Raw genomic sequence first — 18,173 nt, 5'->3', positions numbered from 1 at the left:
TGATTTGGTGATGATGAGATGGATATTTCCAATGTAGTAGAAAATATGGATGATATGTTAAAAAGCGCGGAAATGATTGGTATCGGTTCAACACGAAAAGTTTATCGTTACGAAAACCTTGTCTTCAAAACTTTTTTACACCCGATTGGATACGCTCAAAGCAAAAATGAATATGAAATATATAAAACATTGGAAATGAAGGGGTTAGAAAAACATATCGCACCCATTCTTTTTATGAATGAAGAATATGTTATTCAGCCTTTTTATGAGCAGCTCCCTTTAAATAATAACTGCTCATACGATCTTGATTTAGAGATGGACCCAAGAATGACAGAAGATTTAAAAGCTGCACTCCAGGTATTTGATCAAGAACTAGATGGCTTTGATTTTAAAGATATTGGCAATTATGGGTTGAATGAAGAAGGGCACCTCGTTTTAATTGATTACGGCATGACGAAAACATTATATGAAGAACAGTGGGTTCCATTAGCTGAAGCGGGTACGCTACCTCAAATTCAATTTGAAAAATGTCAGGTGTGTAATATCGAAAAGGAACTAAGGATGTATGGAGAAAATGACACCGATCTGCGTTGTGTTGCTTGTGGTAAAGATTATTAATAAATAGTAGATTTTTGATGGAGGTGTACTCAGTGAATAAAAATAATGAAACGCCCCAAGCACGAAGAGAGCGATTGAGACAGGAAGAATTAAAGCGAAATCCATCTGCTAGTATGCATGGTGGAGGGCTTCAGGATTTGATTGGAGATTTGGGTTGGAAAGGTACAGGGTTACTCTTTCTTATAATAGTCATTGCTATTGTTATCTATTTAGCATTTTTCAACTAAAGAAGATTATAGGTAAGGCGTAATTTTGAATAATCGAATCTTAAAGGGGATGCCTATGAAAATTTATTGGTTTTAGTTGGAATATTTTTTCTAGCTTGGATTGCAATTTCACATCAATATCCTGAACCGAGTTGGTGGTCCATCTTTAATGCGGATCGCTCAACACATACGCCTCTCATGGAGCATGTCTCATTAATTAAAGTATCGATTACACTCATCATTTTTGGGGGAGTGGCTTACCTTGTACAGGTTTATTTCAGTTTGGGGGCGGATGTCCAGACGTTTTAGAGTAATTTTATATATCGCTATTATAGTTTTAGCATTAATATTCGCTCGGTTTATTTATATTGAAGTAAATAAAAGTATTTATAAAAATAGGGTATCGGATTATTTGATTACGGAAATGGGATACGATGAAGATGAAATAGCCAAAGTTGAAGGGGTTTATGGGTTCAAAATGCCTAAATTTTATGCAACCGTGGTTTTTAAAAATGAACCGTACGTTGAATATCTTTATTTTGCACATGGCAGTGTATTACAGTTCGAGTATCAGATTATTGATCCTCAGTACAAGAATTTATCACAGGATGAATTGAAAAATTATGACCCGAGATTCTAACGCCTTGAAATAAATAAGGGAAGCTTTTACCCTTAAACGCAAAGCAGAAAGGGATTTGAGCGGAAATAAGGGGAGAAATTACCGTTAATTCACTAAAAAGCACGTTTTTTTATGATTTTAGACATGATAAGGGAAAATCCTTCCGCTATTTTTGAGGGTTTTCTCATTATTTTTCTAATAAGGGAAATTATTACCGCTATTTTTGGCAGGAGGGGGAAATTTTTGAGAAATAAATATATCATATTGTTTTCTACTTTACTTTCTATTTTAATAGTAAGCTCTGGATGCGCTATTTCAGGTGAGGAGAAAATAACAATCGAGGTTAATTCGGAATCAGAATATGTGGATACATTTAAAGATTTGAATTTGGGCATCCTGTTTGATTTTAATATTAAATTACCGAATGCGGTTAAAAGCTGGGTGAATCTATGGGTGGAGCGATATATTGACGGTGAATTAGAGTCAGAACCATTAACGCAATTATCCTACGGGAACAGTCCTAATAAAGTTCAAGAAGGACATTTGGGCTTTGGTATGATAAATACGAGCTCAGAAGAAATGCTTGTTTTCCTTTATGGACCTAGTGTTAGAACCAATCCAGAAAGAATTGAAAAAGAAGCTAAGTCGGGTATTATTAGTGGAGCGGAATATGCCATTGGTAATGACAAAGTAGAATTAGAATTAGGTGAAACAAAAATTTTAGGAGTGTATAGAGAAAAGGCGGGCTCGATGCGTACGTTCGATTTCCAAGATGAGGATTCCATTAATCAAATGATTCAACAGGATGATGAGGTACTACTACTAAAGATAAAGCTTGAAGAAAGAATTATTAATTATTAACAGAGGGCGTGATTCAGTAATTTGAATCAACGCCTTTTTCATTACTGATTAAGCATCTCCCAATAAAGTCCTTTTCCCTCCACCAATTGTTGATGTGTACCGCATTCGACAATTTGTCCCCGGAGCATGACGCAGATACGATCAAACTGGTCCAAGTCTGCTAGGGAATGGGTAACCATAACAACGGTTTTGTTAGCGGCTTCCTCGTGTAAGGTGTTGAACAATATTTTTTCTGTTGAAACATCGAGGCTCGTAAACGGTTCATCCACAATCCATAAGTCACTTTCTTTTAATAAAAGTCGGGCAAAAGCTAACCGCTGTTTTTCTCCGCCTGACAAATTCCCGCCTTTTTCAAAAATAGGATCTTCGAGGTTTTTGTTTAATTGTGCTTTTTGGAGTACGTCCTGTAACGCTTCATCTGATGCTTCCTCATTCGCCATTAGCAGATTGCTTTTAATTGTTCCCGAAAAGAAATGGTTGTGCTGCAGCATCGTAATCATATGCGTATACATCGACTGTGAGCTGATGTCATTAATATCAGTAGTATTAACGTGGATTACACCGGACGTTCTTTTTATTTCCTTCATTAAAAGTTGCAGCAACGTAGTTTTGCCGCAGCCACTTGGACCAATAATGGCTATTTTCTCACCAGCCTGAATGTTTAAAGAAAGCTTTTCAAGAGCGGGTCGAGTAGCAGCAGGGTACGAATAGGAGACGTCGTGCAATTGTATCTGTTGGATAAATCCCTTTAAATGCTGTGTTCCATCTGATTCATTTTTAGATGTAATTGCCTCAAGTCGACCAACGGCATTTTTCGTATGTCTTGCAAAAATAGGAACGAGGGCAAGCGGGACGGCCGATTCAAAAACCGTAAGCGAGATGAGCACAATTAATGCAAGATACACGCCATCCAGCTGTCCGACTGAAGTTAAATAAGCTCCGACAAATACTACGGAAAAGCTTGTAAACAAGGCAATGAGCTGATTCCATAAATAAGAAGTCTGTTCCTGATCAAGCTCTTTTCTGCGGGAGTTCCCGTATCCTTTGTATAAGGCTGATAATTCCTCGGCTTTTGATTCATTTTGATGATGCAGTACTAAATCCCGGTAGCCGTAAAAGTATTCTGTAGCTAAAATCGTGAGTTCCTTTTTTTCTAATGTACTTGTAGAATAAGGACGCCGAAATAATATATAGGGAACAACAATGCTTGTTAATACAATACCAATGAGCAAAAGCAGCGAAATCCACGGTGAGAAAAACAGTGAAAATAATATGACCACCATAAATACAAAAAGGGCGATAAAGGGCGGATACAATACGCGTAAAAAGAAGTTTTGCAACTGCTCTACATCGCCTGTAATCCGTGTCAGTAGATCACCGCTTTTATAATGGTTGAGTACATGTGCTTGCGGCAAGAGCTTTTTGAAAAATTTCATCCGCACAATGCTAATAAATTTAAAGGTAACGCGGTGTGAAATGTAGCGTTCGGCATATTTACTCGCGGACTTTGTTACACCGAATAATTTAAGAAAAGCAGTTAAAATTAAAATGATGTAAAAAGGCGGCATGAGGGCAGCTTTTGAAATGAGCAGGCCGCTTTGTGCAAATAAAGCCACCGCTGTTAACCCGCTTATTGTGCCAGCTAATAATGCAAGAAGCACATCTTTTTTATCCTGCCATATCATTGCGACCAGTTCCTGCATTACGTAACCCTCCTTACGACCATTTCCTTATAATAAGGGTGATCTTTTAGTGTATCAGGTGTGCCGGCTGTGACGATTTGCCCGTTTTCAACGATAAAAATGACATCTGCAAACCGGATGCTTTTATATTTGTGTGCAGCAATAATAACGGTTGCTTGTTCACTTAGTTTTTCAATGGATGTACTGAGCAGATGTTCTGTAGCGACATCCAATCCAGCTGTTGGCTCATCAAAAAAGACAATAGAAGGTTCTTTTAGGAAAGCTCGTGCAATCGCCACGCGCTGCTTCTCGCCGCCGGATAGTCCGATGCCACCTTCACCGATCACGGCAGCAAGTCCATCAGGTAAAGAGGCAACCCATTCGGTTAATTGTGCTTGTTTTAATGCGTTATAAATTTGTGTATCTGAAACTTGCAGCCCCATACATATATTGTCGCGAAGTGTCCCTGCAAAAATATACGGATGCTGTGAAATATAGCTTGTTTGCGCATACCAGTCATTTGCACGATATAATTTGCGTGGTTTACCGTTTAAATAGATGCCCCCTGAATCTAGCTCGGTTAAGCTCGATAAAAGATTTAATATCGTCGTTTTGCCATGACCTGTTTTCCCGATAAATGCGGCGGTTTGTCCAGGCTGGATAGTGAATGATAGGGGGCCAATAGTAAAGCCGCTGTTATAGCGAAATTTCGCATGTTCCACAGATAGCACCGGTCCGTTTGTTAATTCTTTATCTCCCCATTGTACAGGTCTTTCCTCTTCCTTCAGCTGTTCTTCGAGTAATGCGGCAGCACCTAAACTCCCTCTGCCTGTATGAAATGCCGCGCCTAATTCTTTCAACGAATTATAATATTCAGGAGCCAATGTCAAAATAAAAAAAGCCGGTGCAAAGGTTAAGGTTTTAAAAACAATCATTTGAAAGCCGATTTCCAGTGCGACTAAACCAATACCAAGCGTTGTAATAAGCTCAATAAAAAGTGTTGAGGCGAATGCAATTTTTAATACACCGAGTGTCCGGCTCATAAATGCTTCATTGCTTTTGGCTAAAATCTGTTCCTGCTGTTTGCTCTGCCCGAACAAGCGAATCGTTTGTAACCCTTGAAGCAAGTCCAGAAATTTACCGGAAAATCGATTCAGTGCATCCAATTGCTCCTCTGACTTTTTCTTCGTTTGCATCCCGATGATGATATAAGTAATCGGCACAAATGGTGCAGTAACGAGCATGATCCAACCACTGTTCGGATGAATGAGAAACACAGCAATCAAAATCATAATAGGGACTACGATAGTCTTAATAAGCTGAGGTGTATATTCTCTATAATAACTTTCCAGTTGGTCCACAGTGTCTACCAGCAGTGTGACCTTCTCGCCGGTTTGGTAAGAGACGTGTTTTTCCATTGTCGTTGAAGACCAATGCTGCATTAACTTTTTCCGAACTGTTAACTTTACATCTTCCGCTAGCTTTCCGCCGATCCGACCTAAAGAATATTGAGAAGCCAGTCTAACAACAATGGCTAACAGTAATAGTAAAAAGAATACGTACGTATACGAAAAAGCCTTCTTTTCTATAAAAACAAGGTTGACCGTTTCTACAATACTGTAGCTTTGCAAAATAATACTTCCTCCCAAAAATAATGAGATGAAAATTAAAATAACAATCTTGGATCGGTTAGCGCGCATGAAATGCTGCAGAAATGGCATAGTATCAACTCCTCATTAGCTATACTAGTCAATTTTTGTTAAAAGCAACCATCCACTACGCAATTTTTAGTTCTTCCGAGCAGAGAATCTTTGCGAGCAGTGAATATTAACAAATTGGATGTGAATACTGATGTGAGGATATTTAATAAAACTTGCATATGATTTACAGATTCTTGATGTTGGAGGTAAGACAATGGACAACTCGGCGGTGTTTTGGAGTAGGGCGCTAACAGAGCTTACATTAACTTTTCACATTATTTTTGCGACGCTCGGTGTCGGGGTCCCGCTCATCATTTTAATTGCTCAGTATGTGGGCTATAAGAAAAACGATGAACACTATACGTTGCTGGCACGAAGAGTAGCGCGGGGCTTTACGATTACAGTAGCGGTAGGGGTTGTGACAGGGACCATTATTGGCTTGCAGCTATCGCTTTTATGGCCTCAGTTTATGGAGTTAGCAGGACAAACGATTGCGCTTCCGTTATTTATGGAGACATTTGCCTTTTTCTTTGAAGCGATTTTTTTAGGGATTTATTTGTATACTTGGGATCGATTTAAAAATCCGAAATATCATATGCTGCTTCTCATTCCGGTCGCAATCGGCGCTTTCATGTCGGCTATTTTCATTACGATTGTCAATGCGTTTATGAATGCACCGAGAGGCTTTGATCTCGTTGGCGGAGAGATCATTAATATTCAACCGATTTTAGCGATGTTTACACCTGCTATGCCAACTAAAGTTGGACATGTGCTAACTTCGAGTTTTATGACCGTTGCATTTACATTAGCGGCGATTGCGGCTTATAAATTGCTGAAAGGCGAGAACCATATTTATCATAAAAAGTCGCTGAACCTAATGATGAAGTTGGGACTCATTTTCTCCATAGCAACAGCCGTTGTAGGAGACTTTTCAGCCAAATATTTAGCGGAATATCAGCCGGAAAAACTAGCAGCAGCCGAGTGGCATTTTGAAACTGAAGCCGGGGCAGATTTAATCTTTTTCGGGATACTCGACGGGGATGAAGTGAAATATGAAATTCGTATGCCGAAAGTATTGAGTTTCTTAATAAGTAATAATTTCAATGCAGAAGTAACAGGGTTAAATGATTTCCCTGAAGATGAAAGACCACCGCTTATTACCCATTATTATTTTAATATTATGGTGGCAATCGGCAGTCTAATGATTTTTTTAGCGCTCGGATATGTAGTTGGAAAATGGAGAGGTTGGCAGTGGATTGCATCCAAGTGGTTTAGGTGGCTTATCGTATTGGGCGGGCCTTTATCATTTATAGCCATTGAAACAGGCTGGTGGCTAGCAGAACAGGGACGGCAGCCATGGATTTTATACGGGATTATGCGCACAGAGCAAGGTGCTACAACAGCAACCGGTGTCGAATGGCTGTTTATCGCATTTGCTGTTGTCTATTTAATATTAGGGATTGGAAGCGTTGTCGTATTACGAAGAATGTTTAAAAATAATCCCGTTTCCAAAGAATTAGCGCTTCGTAAAGGCGGTGAACAATAATGTCGTTAGAAATACTAGGGATTTTTGTTTTATGGATATTCTTGTTTGGCTATGTCATTGTCGCCTCGATTGATTTTGGTGCAGGGTTTTTCAATGCATACAGTCTTTTAACAGGGAAGAACAACATTTTGTCAAAAATAATCAAACGTTATTTATCACCAGTATGGGAAATCACCAATGTGTTTTTAGTATTTTTCTTTGTTGGCATCGTAGGATTTTTTCCGCAGACGGCTTATTATTATGGAACAATTTTGTTAGTGCCGGTATCGATTGCTTTAATCTTGCTGGCAATTCGGGGGAGCTACTATGCGTTTGAATCCTATAGTGGGTTAAGAGGGCATAAAGGATATGCGACAGCATACGGCATCGCAGGTTTATTGATCCCGGCATCATTATCTGTCGTATTGGCGATTTCAGAAGGTGGCTTTGTCACAATGCACGAAAATGGCCCGAGACTTGACTATAGCGCGTTATTTACAAGTCCTTTAGCATGGTCAATTGTCGTATTGAGTCTTACTGCTGTGTTGTATATTTCCGCAGTTTTTTTAAATTGGTATGCCAATAAAGCAGGTGATATAAAGGCAAGTGATTTGATGCGTAAATATGCACTGATTTGGGCGATTCCTTTAATCGTCAGTGCTATGGGGATTATTTTAGAAATGCGTAATACAAATAGTTGGCACTATCAAAATATATTAGATCTTACATGGCTATTTATCGTATCCGGCATTTTATTTATTATTACGATCTGGCTCATTTGGAGAAAGAAGAGCTACGGTTTATCGGTAGTTGTGATGATTTTACAGTTTGCCACAGCTTTCTTTGCTTACGGTATTTCTCATTATCCTTATTTGCTTTATCCTTATTTAACGATTCACGATAGTTTCACAAATGACTCGATGGCTATTGCACTTGTATTAGCCTTTATCGCTGGACTATTTTTACTCATTCCATCGATGTATTTAGTATTTAAATTATTTATTTTTCATAAAGGCTATATTACCGGGGAAGACGAAACACATGTTTAGGGGTGGATTTTATGATGGATTTTTTAATTTTCTACGCACCGTTTATAGTCGTGTTCCTCTCTGTACTCGCAGCATTTGTAGTAGCGGTAAAGACGGAGACACATTGATTGGGGCTTCTCGTAAGTAGCGCATAGTATTAAATTAAAATAAAGACACTATTTTTCTTTAAGAGAAAAATGGTGTTTTTTTGCTGTGCTTCAAATTGAATGCCAATATGGTTCGAATAATTATGCTAAAATATGGTTATTAGGTTAGGGGGTATTGTCGATGAAAGCGATTATTCAAAAAGAATTTGGGGATGCAAATGTTCTTACATATGCGGATATCGAGCAACCGAAAATAGGAGATGGAGAATGTTTAATAAAAGTATCCTATACAAGTGTCAATTACGCTGATATAAAAAAACGGATTGGCAACAAAGGACAAGGGAATTTTCCATTAATATTAGGCTTAGATACTGCGGGGACTATTGTAGAAACTGCTCCTGATTCAAAATTTTCTATTGGAGACCGTGTTATTGCTTTTCCTAAAGGTGGATCCTATGCAGAATATGTCCGTGCTAATGAAAAGCTAGTATTTAAAATTCCAGACACGCTTTCATTTGAACAAGCTGCTGCCATGCCGACAGTTTCTATCTTATCGTATATGCTTTTACATGAAATTGGACAAGTAAAAAAGGCCGATACAATTGTTATACATAGTGCTGCGGGTGGCGTAGGTTCGATGCTTATACAGTTAGCAAAATTAGCAGGTGTTGAACGAATCATTGGAACAGTTGGCAACATCGACAAAGCAAGTTATGTTAAAAAACTTGGGGCGAACATAGTTTGTACATATGAAACATTTACAGAGGAAGTTTTGAACGTAACAAATAATCAAGGGGCAAATATTATATTCGATTCGATTGCCGGTGATGTCACAAGTAAGAGTTTAGACTGCTTAGCGTTCTATGGCACCCTCGTACAGTTCGGAAATAGCAGTGGGAAAGCCGGGCAATTGAAAACAAGTGATGTCCACAGCAGTTGCCGAAACATTAAAGGTTTTAGCTTAGGTACAACGAGAGCACATGATCCATTACGACTGGCACCTGTTGCTGAAAAAGTCATAGAACTTTTTAATACGAAACAGCTTTCACTACCAATTGCGCAAATTTTTAATTTAAAAGATGCTGCAGCAGCGCATCAATTAATTGAAAGCCGGAATTATGAAGGAAAAGTATTGTTGAAAGTTTGAAGGAACGATTAATACTTCACAACGGTAAAGGGGGCGATTCCATGACATCCATCTTCGTTCATGGTTTAGGGCAAAATTCCTCAAGCTGGGAGGAAACGATGTTATTCATCGGGGAACCAAATCAAATGTATCAACCGGATTTGTTTGATCTTGTGAAGGGTGAAGAATTAACTTATAAAAATCTATACACTGCTTTCTCGGAATATATTGACGAGTTTCATGAACCCGTCAACCTTGTTGGCCTTTCGCTTGGAGCAATTTTAGCATTGAATTATACGATAGATCATCCGGAAAAAGTGCATTCTCTTGTTTTAATCGCCCCACAATATAAAATGCCGAAATTCTTATTGAAAATACAAAATATCGTGTTTCGGTTTATACCAAAATCGTCTTTTCAGAAACTTGGCTCCAGCAAGAGCGATTTTATTCGATTGACTAAATCTATGATAGACTTGGATTTCAGTCAAGGTTTGAATGTGGGGAAAAGGATAAAGCGAATAAAAGGGCATCAGTGCAGTTGGCGGCTAAACTCTCGAATGCAGAAATCCTCATAGTACAAGGGGTAGGCCATGAAATAAATACGGAGGCTCCCGAAAAATTAGCATCCTTACTCACGGACTTTTTAAAATAACAGCAAAGGAGTGATCAGTCATAGAAGCGTTAGCAATTATAGTGATTGTATGGATATTTTTATGGTCAATTACTAGAACAATAGAAAAATCAACAAATAAAATCGTAGAAAAGCAAGTGGAGCAAAATAAATTGTTAGAAGAAATTAAAGCGAAATTAAACGAACGATAGAATGAAAGATTCTCACTATAAAGTTCATTTTTTTAATAATACTGGAAATTAAAAGATAATAAGCTAATATAGATTATGGGAAGATTATAGGGAAGAAATGTTATATTCATATATATGATTAAATAAGTTTTTTCAAAATAATGAACCCTAGTAAAAAAGAGAGGGTGCTAGTGAATGAAGAGAAAACTTTTTGCAGCGTTCAGCGCACTAATGCTTGTGTGCAGTTTAGCTTTAACCGCTACATTTGCCGCAAGTACAAACCAATTTTCAGATGTACCGCCTTCCAAGTACTTTGCTGAAGCGGTTTATGATTTGGCAGAACGGAATATTATAGGAGGTTATCCGGACGGAACATTTAAACCCGGAAACTCCATTACACGCGGACAAGCGGCGGCAATCATTGCGAAGCTTATCAAATTAGATACAACCAAAGTAAAGGACCCTAAATTTAAGGATGTTACGACAGCAAATGGTTTTTATAAAGCGATTGCAGCTATGGCAGAAAAAGGTATCATCCGAGGGTATGGAGATGGTCGTTTTGGACCAAATGATCCGATAACGCGGGGACAAATGGCTTCTATTCTTGTGAAAGCGTTCGATTTACCGCGTTATGATTACTCGTCTCATAAAAACCCATTTGAAGATGTGAAAACAGGGACCGGACACAATCCGAACATCCTAACCATCCATCGACTAGGCATTACAGGAGGAACATCTCCGACTAAATTCAGTCCGAATGTAGCGATTACAAGAGGACAAGCGGCCAAAATGATGCAAGCTACCGAAGAAGCGAAATCACAAATTGTAACGTTGCGGGCAAGCGACTACAACTGGGAACAGTTTAAAATGTTCGATTCTAATCATAGTGATTCGGGTTTATTTAATGCAGTATCAGGGAGCAATGAATTGAATGGTAGAACTGCTGATAAACTTCACTTAGTTCCGCTAAAAGAAGGGACGGGCACATTGCAAGTCGCTTTGGTCTATTCAGGAAATCCGGACAAGAAGTATTATCGGAAATACTATGTAAATGTTAAAGAAGTGAATGGAAAACTGAAGTTGACGCTTGAAGAAACACAAGATTTTCTTACTACACCTGCTATTCTGGATGTGAAGAATAAGAAAGCGGTTCAAAACGTTTCACTCTATACAATGGAAGGCAGCAAGCTATCTGATAGTGTGGCGTTTACAAAATGTATGTCATACAGTCCATCTGATTGCAAAGACAGCGATCAAACCGATAATGAGGGCAAGTATAATAATATCCGCATCGCTATCGATAAGCCTGGGCGATATATTGCCATTATCCGTGATATTGACGGCGAAGAAGTAAGGTACGGGATTGAAGCGGTAAGTCTCAGCCCGCATTTTAATTATAGCATTCGAGTACTAGAGGAGAAGACAACCGATTCAGTGGATCTTGGCGCAAGCTACCACATCGGAAATCATATTTTACCAAAAGGATCTGAGGAAATTGCTATGGTGACACGTGCTGAGGGAACGAACGAGTTCACTGTCGAAGGAAAGAAAAAGGGCAGCTTTACGATTAATTTACCCGACCATGAAAAGACGGATCTTTTAGGGGTAGAGGTATATGTTGAGCAGTTAGGTCCGATTATTAAAGTAAATATTTATGAAGATATCGATATGCATATGTAATTGGTGAGGTTACTACAGAAGCAGGCATGATGTATATGTCTGCTTTTGTTATGTATGGGGGCATATAAAAATGAAGTTCACCTAAAATGAGTCCTATGTTAAAATGGAATTGCCAAGTTTTGTTATTCCGAAAATATCATTCGGAAAATCATTGTAAACCAGTTTTTATCTTACTACAATCATTCAATATGAAGGAGAATAAGATGAAAATGAATAAGGTTAATGTAATAATTGAACAAATCGACTTTTCAGGAACAGTTTTAGTAAAAAGAAATCATCAAGCCATACAGCAGTTTAGCAATGGCTATGCCAATCGTTCATACGAAGCATTGAATAATGAGCAAACGCGCTTTGGTATTGCTTCTGGCTGCAAAATCTTTACCGCCGTTGCCATTTGCCAGCTCGTTGAAAAAGGACAGCTGTCTTTTGATACGAAGTTATCGGATGTGTTGGATATAACATTCCCTCAATTTGACCGGGACATTACGATTCATCATTTACTCACACATACTTCAGGGATACCGGATTATTTCGATGAAGAAGTGATGGAAGATTTTGAAGAATTATGGGTGAAGCATCCGATGTATTTAATGCGTAGCGGGAGTGATTTTTTACCGTTATTTCTAAATGAGCCGATGAAGCTAGGTGTCGGTGAACGCTTCCATTATAATAACGCCGGCTATATATTGCTCGGACTTGTCGTTCAGGAAATTAGTAGCATGCGCTTTGATGAGTATATAACGGAATCAATTTTTAAAGTTGCTGGTATGGAGCACTCAGGTTATTTTGCAATAGATGCTTTACCGAATAATACTGCATTAGGCTATATTGATAATGAAGATGGATCGTGGAGGTCAAACATTTATTCCGTTCCTGCAAAGGGTGGGGCAGACGGTGGCGCTTTTGTAACGGTCGAGGATATGTATCGTTTTTGGAAGGCGCTTTATGATTTTACATTATTAAGCGAGCAGATGACGAAGCAGCTGTTAACACCGTATATCCACACAGACGATGACTATGATCGATTTTACGGCTACGGGGTTTGGATTGATATACACGATTCGAATATTACAAAATACCATGTAATGGGCTATGATCCGGGGGTTAGCTTTCACTCTGCCTATTACCCGGAAAGCGATGAAATTACAGTAGTATGTTCGAACAAAAGTGAAGGGGCTTTTGACGTATTTAAGGCAATTGAAACTATGTAAACATGAAAACCAACTAGCGTAATTTAGACTAGTTGGTTTTCGTTTTCTAATATATTGGTTTAATGTGCTAATATATAATGAAAAGTGCTAATATAATGGCGTTTTGCTAATATATCGGCTGCATGTGCTAATAAGCTGCTGAAATGTGCAAATATCACCCGGAAGTTTTCTAATATCGGGGGTGAAGTTTCTAATATATGGATAAAATTTCTAATATAATCACGGCTTCGAAAATACGATTCCAGGTGCTAATAAATCAGTTGAATATTCTAATAAATTGCGAAAAGTGCTAATAAAATCCCTGCTTGCTAATAAGTCGGCTCCATTTGCTAATAAGCTGCTGAAATGTGCAAATATCACCCGGAAAACTTCTAATATCCATACCAAAGTTTCTAATATCCGATCTAAATGTTCTAATAAAATTTCTCTTCAGACCGACTTCATTCCGATACAACATCCTGCTTCTGATCCGCCTTCAACGCAATATAGATCATCATAGCTAAAATCAGCGAAGTGCCGAACCATTGGAAGCTGCCAAACGGTTCCTTCAGCCATAAAACAGTTGCCAACACGGCAGTCAATGGCTCAATATTGCCCAGCAAGCTTGTTTCTTTCGCAGTAAGGGTTTGCAGACTTTCGATATAAAACCAAAAAGCGAGCATCGTGCCGAAAATAATGACGATGATTAAATAAAAGACAGTCGATCCAGTCCAATTCGAAACGTCAACATCCCAAGGCGGCTGCACAAAACTCATCGTAACTCCGGCAAGCAGCATGCCCCAACCAACCACAACTAGTGAATCAAACCGCTGCAGCAGAGGGATGGCATAAAGTGTATAAAAGGCAAGCGACAAACCAGAAAGCAGTCCCCAAATAATCGCCGGGAGCGGTACGGCAAATGCAGACAGCGAGCCATTTGTTAATAAAAAGAAGCTACCGCAAAGGGCTAACACAATTGTTACAGCATCTTTTTTTGTAAACTTAGACTGTCCACGCAGTGTGACCCATACAATTATCATGACAGGTGCCAAATATTGTAGCAAAGTTGCGACCGCTGCATTGCCTTCTTTTATCGAGGCCATGTAAGTATATTGCACAGCGAGCATGCCGACAATTGCAAAGGTAACCAATCGGAATGCTGTGTATTTCTGACGCCAAATCTCTAAAATTTGGCGGCGATCTTTAAATATTGCCTGGGTAATTAAGAGTAATATACCAGCAATTACAAGCCGTGTCGAGACAAGCCAGCTCACTTCAATACCTTGAGAAAACAGCTGCTGTGACATCGTTCCACCGATTCCCCAGAAAAAACAGCCGCTTACAACTAATAGAAAGCCAATCATTCTTTTGTTTTTCATGCCTAACCCTCACATTATGTATAGTCTCTTCATTGTAACGAATTTTTATACGAAACTCTATGTTGGTTTTCATAACAGTGTGACGAGTATATAACTATTTTAATATAATTAATGAAATTGCTGTCCCTTTTCCCGGATTTTAAGGACATACACATATAAAAAGAGGTGAATTATCATGTTAACAATTAGCGCAGGTCATTTTGGTAAAGGTACAGGAGCAAGGGGCTTTCTTGATGAAGGTGAGGGAAATATTGAGGTTGTAAAGCAGCTCGGGAAAAAACTAAGTCAAAAAGGAATCATCACCCATACAATCATTGATACCCATTCGAAAAATAAGCAGCAAAATTTAACGTATTTAATCAGTCAACATAACGCCACACAACGGCATTTAGATGTGAGTATTCATTTTAATGCCACTGCGGAAAAACAAAAATCAGGAATCGGCACGGAAGTATTGTATATGAACCCGGCGATAATGCCGTTTGCTCAGAAAATGAGTCGACAAGTCGCTAAAGCAGGGAGGTTTAAAGATCGGGGGGCCAAGCTTCGTAAAGACTTAGCTTTTTTAAAAGGAACAGCCAAAAAAGCGATTATCATTGAAATTTGCTTTGTCAGCTCAGAAGAAGATATACAGCTATATCGAGCAAATAAAGAACAAATTATCGAAGCCATTGCGGATACTTTAAAAAGCTATTTATCAGGGACGACCCCAATACCAAAGCAGACGCCGACAATTTCTAGTCCTGCTTTGCAGCAAGCGGTGGAAACTTTATTTAATGATAAACTAGCAGTTCGTCAGCAATTGGAACATGGCATTCAATCTGGCGCTTATCAACAGATATGGTTGGATTATTTTGAACAGGGTAAGTTAACGCTATACGACTATTTAGCCCTCACCGCACTGCAATTTCAAAAAAATAAACATTTTGTGTAACCTTTATGGAATTGAATCGACTAATGTAGTGAAATTACCGAAAGGGTGGGATATTATGAAAAAAATAGTACCTTTAGCATTATCAGCATTTTTATTAGGAACAATGACTGCAGGAGCAGAACAGCCACTGAATAAAGAAGGGGCTGAGCAAGTTGTGAAGGAAGCAACATTTGCGAAGTATTCCGGGGAAATAACTGAAGTTAAACAAATGGAAACATCAAAACTTTATACAGCTAAAGTAGATGAAAATATTTTCCACTTCCATGTTGATGATAAAACACTCGTTTTTGATCAACAAGGCAATGAGGTGGATTTACAGGTTGGGGATACAACTTCAATTTATATCTTTGCCGACCAGCCAATGATTTTAATTTATCCGCCTCAATACTCACCGGCAGTGGTGGTAGTGGAGAAAGATGATGCAGCTGGCTCAGTAAAGGTTGCGCAATTTGATGAAAACCTTTTAAGTGATGACGGCGAATTAAAGCTGAACTTAGATGAAAAAGCTGACATTGTAAATACAAAAGGTGAAAAAGTTGAAGCGAAAGATTTAAAAAAATATAATGCCGCTGTATTTTACGGACCAACAACGAAAAGCATCCCGGCACAAACTTCACCTGAGAAAATTGTCGTATTTCCAAAGCTAGAAGACGCTGAGGAAGTAGAAACACCTGAAATCGCACCGGAAATCCAGGCTATTATTGGTGGGGATTATAAAGAAGTCGATGGAAAAATCATGGTACCTTTACGTCTTATTGCAGAAGAAATGGACTTTAAAGTTACTTCTACAGGAAAAGGGGCTATTCTTTCAAAAGGCGCACTTTCATACACAATAACGCGCGGTGAAAAAGCATATGGTCACAATCGTGCACTGCATTATTTTGAAGTCGCACCTGAGTTATTGGAAGAAAATAAAACTTATGTTGAACTTAGCTTTGCAGATGAATTGCTTCAATAGTTTATGTCAGGCTGAAATTCACTAATAAAGTGAATTTCAGCCTTTTTATTAGTAAAGCACATAAAAAAGTCCTCTACGAAAAGAGGAATTTGTAGCTTTTAGTTTAGGTTCTTTCTTTTAAATACCAAGAAGTTTGGAACTAACAATAGGGCAATACCAATTATCAAATACCATCCCTTGCCGTCGTAGGAAATCATCAATATCAATTCCCAAGCGTTTGATGGACCGGAATGAGGACCATTGCTGAAGGGATAAGAAAAAATGAAAGGTAATACACCTATAAACGTAAAAATGATTCCGAATAGCAGTGAGATAGTAGCAAAGATTTTCATTGAACAGCCTCCTTAATATCAATAATATTCTGATAACTGTTTTGATTCAATAAAAAGTTCTTACTATATATATGAGGAGGGCGAGGTATGTGAAAAAAATAGTTATAGGATTAACTATCGTGATTTGTCTACTAACAGCTTGCTCGCGAAATATAGAGAGTGAGCCTACACCTTTTGGGACTGTTAATAGTCCGGATAGTTTAACGATGAATACAAAACCTGGAACTGTTACACCTACTGGATTAACCGTAATAATTGAGAATCGTTCAAATGAGCGATTTGTGTATGGGCAATATTTTACTGTTGAAAAGAAAAGCGAAGGCAATTGGTATGAGGTTCCAATACTTGAGGAAGCTTACAGTTTTATTGATTTAGGACACAATGTAGCACCGTTACAATCAGTAGAATGGGTAGTGGACTGGGAAGGATATTACGGTGTTCTAGATAACGGTGAATATCGGATTTTAAAGGAATTTCGTAATTCGGAAGAGACGGATGATGAAATCTATCATTTGGCAGCTGAGTTTATCGTTCAATAAGGTAAAGCTGAAAGATTGGATGTGCCCATACTTTCAGCTTCTATCTATCCTTCAAGCATACGAGTGATGGCTTCTCTATCGTAATCTAAAATCCAATCATTATACTGCTCATATAATGGTCTAAGCTTTTCAACATTACTACCTAAAATATCACAACCCCGGTCATCATATACATGAAAAATGGTCTGTGTGCGTTTATTCAGTATGTATACACGATGAGGAATATTTGGTTTCATGCCTAAATCTGAATGAACAACCGCCCGCAATATTTTTGAAGCCGCAATCTCTTTAGCTCTGCAAGCTATTTCAAAGCGATAGATTACGATTTCCTCCATTTCATATGTGTTCATTGAGATACGAAAGTGTTGGCTTCGATCCAAAAACGGTGATAGATTTTTCCGTTTTAAATCTACTTCCAATATATCCATAACGATAATGCATTCGTCTTCGGGCATATGCAAATCGTTATATAACGCCGCGGCACGTTCATTACTTCCTGCTATGTATTTGTTGTTATCTGGTTCATTTGGATCTCCTAGCTCAAAGCGAATTGCAGGTTCCCATGAATAAAATAAGCCTGGCATTAGCTCCAAGTTTGAAAAATAACGCTCTAAAAATAACGAATGCTCCATTTGAATCAACCTTTCTTTTAACGAATGTTAGAAAATTGTTTCCATCTATACTATCACATAGATTTTATTACGAGATTTTGCTGGACTATTCAAAAAGTTGGGTTGACTTTCCAGAAGGGCTTAAAAACGGCGGAAATACCTAATTTTAGAGGACGTGAAATATACTATTTACCCGATTAATTTCCTCTATAAACAAAAATTTTATCGGATGTAATCATTTTGTAACTATAATGTAACAAGATTTTGATATTAAATA

Annotated in this window: 19 protein-coding genes; 14 read left to right on the top strand and 5 right to left on the bottom strand. The window is 38.3% G+C overall.

Features of this window, described 5'->3' with window-relative positions:
* Positions 1 to 18 precede the first annotated feature (18 nt).
* The 4 genes from MKY13_RS10345 to MKY13_RS10330 all read left to right on the top strand — a co-directional run bounded on the left by MKY13_RS10345 (position 19) and on the right by MKY13_RS10330 (position 2,304).
* A complete protein-coding gene (locus tag MKY13_RS10345; RefSeq protein ID WP_339212444.1) occupies positions 19 to 618 on the top strand; it encodes a protein kinase in 600 nt (199 codons plus the stop codon).
* Between the two features lie 32 nt (positions 619 to 650).
* Positions 651 to 845, top strand: a complete 195-nt coding sequence (locus tag MKY13_RS10340) for a DUF6366 family protein (RefSeq protein ID WP_339212441.1) — start codon at positions 651 to 653, stop codon at positions 843 to 845.
* Between the two features lie 223 nt (positions 846 to 1,068).
* Complete coding sequence (locus MKY13_RS10335) at positions 1,069 to 1,464, top strand: DUF3139 domain-containing protein (RefSeq protein ID WP_339212438.1); 396 nt, start codon at positions 1,069 to 1,071, stop codon at positions 1,462 to 1,464.
* A 222-nt stretch (positions 1,465 to 1,686) separates the two neighbouring features.
* Complete coding sequence (locus tag MKY13_RS10330) at positions 1,687 to 2,304, top strand: hypothetical protein (protein WP_339212437.1); 618 nt, start codon at positions 1,687 to 1,689, stop codon at positions 2,302 to 2,304.
* 41 nt (positions 2,305 to 2,345) lie between these two features.
* Here MKY13_RS10330 and cydC read toward each other — a convergent pair whose 3' ends face one another.
* Together cydC and cydD are read right to left on the bottom strand one after the other, a co-directional pair.
* Positions 2,346 to 4,007 carry a thiol reductant ABC exporter subunit CydC gene (gene cydC, locus MKY13_RS10325; RefSeq protein ID WP_339212435.1) on the bottom strand — a complete coding sequence of 554 codons (1,662 nt, stop codon included), beginning with the start codon at positions 4,005 to 4,007 and terminating at the stop codon, positions 2,346 to 2,348.
* On the bottom strand, positions 4,007 to 5,707 hold the full coding sequence (cydD, locus tag MKY13_RS10320) for a thiol reductant ABC exporter subunit CydD (RefSeq protein WP_191701590.1): 1,701 nt from the start codon (positions 5,705 to 5,707) through the stop codon (positions 4,007 to 4,009). Before cydD ends, cydC begins: the two co-directional genes overlap by 1 nt.
* A 193-nt stretch (positions 5,708 to 5,900) precedes the next feature.
* Here cydD and MKY13_RS10315 point away from each other — a divergent pair, with 193 nt between their 5' ends.
* From MKY13_RS10315 to MKY13_RS10285, 7 genes are all read left to right on the top strand, one after another.
* Complete coding sequence (locus tag MKY13_RS10315; RefSeq protein WP_339212431.1) at positions 5,901 to 7,232, top strand: cytochrome ubiquinol oxidase subunit I; 1,332 nt, start codon at positions 5,901 to 5,903, stop codon at positions 7,230 to 7,232.
* Positions 7,232 to 8,260 (top strand): cytochrome d ubiquinol oxidase subunit II, encoded by a 1,029-nt coding sequence (locus tag MKY13_RS10310; protein WP_191701592.1) that lies wholly within the window; start codon positions 7,232 to 7,234, stop codon positions 8,258 to 8,260. The genes MKY13_RS10315 and MKY13_RS10310 overlap by 1 nt, the downstream gene beginning before the upstream one ends.
* Positions 8,261 to 8,527: 267 nt before the next feature.
* Positions 8,528 to 9,493 (top strand): zinc-binding dehydrogenase, encoded by a 966-nt coding sequence (locus tag MKY13_RS10305; RefSeq protein ID WP_339212428.1) that lies wholly within the window; start codon positions 8,528 to 8,530, stop codon positions 9,491 to 9,493.
* A complete protein-coding gene (locus MKY13_RS10300; RefSeq protein WP_339212425.1) occupies positions 9,490 to 10,047 on the top strand; it encodes an alpha/beta hydrolase in 558 nt (185 codons plus the stop codon). Before MKY13_RS10305 ends, MKY13_RS10300 begins: the two co-directional genes overlap by 4 nt.
* Positions 10,048 to 10,165: 118 nt before the next feature.
* Entirely contained in the window at positions 10,166 to 10,294 is a 129-nt protein-coding gene (locus tag MKY13_RS10295) for a hypothetical protein (protein WP_263617369.1), read from the top strand.
* 174 nt (positions 10,295 to 10,468) lie between these two features.
* The gene (locus MKY13_RS10290) at positions 10,469 to 11,953 is read left to right on the top strand and encodes an S-layer homology domain-containing protein (protein WP_339212423.1); all 1,485 of its coding nucleotides are present in this window, start codon (positions 10,469 to 10,471) and stop codon (positions 11,951 to 11,953) included.
* A gap of 203 nt (positions 11,954 to 12,156) precedes the next feature.
* Positions 12,157 to 13,164, top strand: coding sequence for a serine hydrolase (locus tag MKY13_RS10285; RefSeq protein WP_191701882.1), 1,008 nt, complete (start codon positions 12,157 to 12,159; stop codon positions 13,162 to 13,164).
* A gap of 440 nt (positions 13,165 to 13,604) precedes the next feature.
* Here MKY13_RS10285 and MKY13_RS10280 read toward each other — a convergent pair whose 3' ends face one another.
* Positions 13,605 to 14,522 carry an EamA family transporter gene (locus MKY13_RS10280; protein ID WP_339212420.1) on the bottom strand — a complete coding sequence of 306 codons (918 nt, stop codon included), beginning with the start codon at positions 14,520 to 14,522 and terminating at the stop codon, positions 13,605 to 13,607.
* A gap of 175 nt (positions 14,523 to 14,697) precedes the next feature.
* Here MKY13_RS10280 and MKY13_RS10275 point away from each other — a divergent pair, with 175 nt between their 5' ends.
* Both MKY13_RS10275 and MKY13_RS10270 read left to right on the top strand, forming a co-directional pair.
* A complete protein-coding gene (locus tag MKY13_RS10275) occupies positions 14,698 to 15,456 on the top strand; it encodes an N-acetylmuramoyl-L-alanine amidase (RefSeq protein WP_339212418.1) in 759 nt (252 codons plus the stop codon).
* Positions 15,457 to 15,511: 55 nt separating this feature from the next.
* Positions 15,512 to 16,414 (top strand): stalk domain-containing protein, encoded by a 903-nt coding sequence (locus tag MKY13_RS10270; protein ID WP_191701879.1) that lies wholly within the window; start codon positions 15,512 to 15,514, stop codon positions 16,412 to 16,414.
* A 98-nt stretch (positions 16,415 to 16,512) separates the two neighbouring features.
* On the opposite strand, the gene MKY13_RS10265 is transcribed toward MKY13_RS10270, so the two are convergent.
* Positions 16,513 to 16,746 carry a hypothetical protein gene (locus MKY13_RS10265; RefSeq protein ID WP_191701878.1) on the bottom strand — a complete coding sequence of 78 codons (234 nt, stop codon included), beginning with the start codon at positions 16,744 to 16,746 and terminating at the stop codon, positions 16,513 to 16,515.
* A gap of 89 nt (positions 16,747 to 16,835) precedes the next feature.
* Between MKY13_RS10265 and MKY13_RS10260 the strand changes: the two genes are divergently transcribed.
* Positions 16,836 to 17,285: an immunoglobulin-like domain-containing protein gene (locus MKY13_RS10260; protein ID WP_191701877.1), complete on the top strand. Its 450-nt coding sequence runs from the start codon at positions 16,836 to 16,838 to the stop codon at positions 17,283 to 17,285.
* Positions 17,286 to 17,329: 44 nt separating this feature from the next.
* Here the strand turns inward: MKY13_RS10260 and MKY13_RS10255 are convergent, their stop codons facing one another.
* Positions 17,330 to 17,917 (bottom strand): DUF3885 domain-containing protein, encoded by a 588-nt coding sequence (locus MKY13_RS10255; protein ID WP_339212415.1) that lies wholly within the window; start codon positions 17,915 to 17,917, stop codon positions 17,330 to 17,332.
* Positions 17,918 to 18,173 lie beyond the last annotated feature (256 nt).

The organism is Solibacillus sp. FSL W8-0372 (assembly GCF_037969735.1).
Classification (GTDB): domain Bacteria; phylum Bacillota; class Bacilli; order Bacillales_A; family Planococcaceae; genus Solibacillus; species Solibacillus faecavium.
The sequence above is the reverse complement of the archived record's forward strand: the minus strand, read 5'-3'. Positions and strand labels throughout refer to the sequence as shown.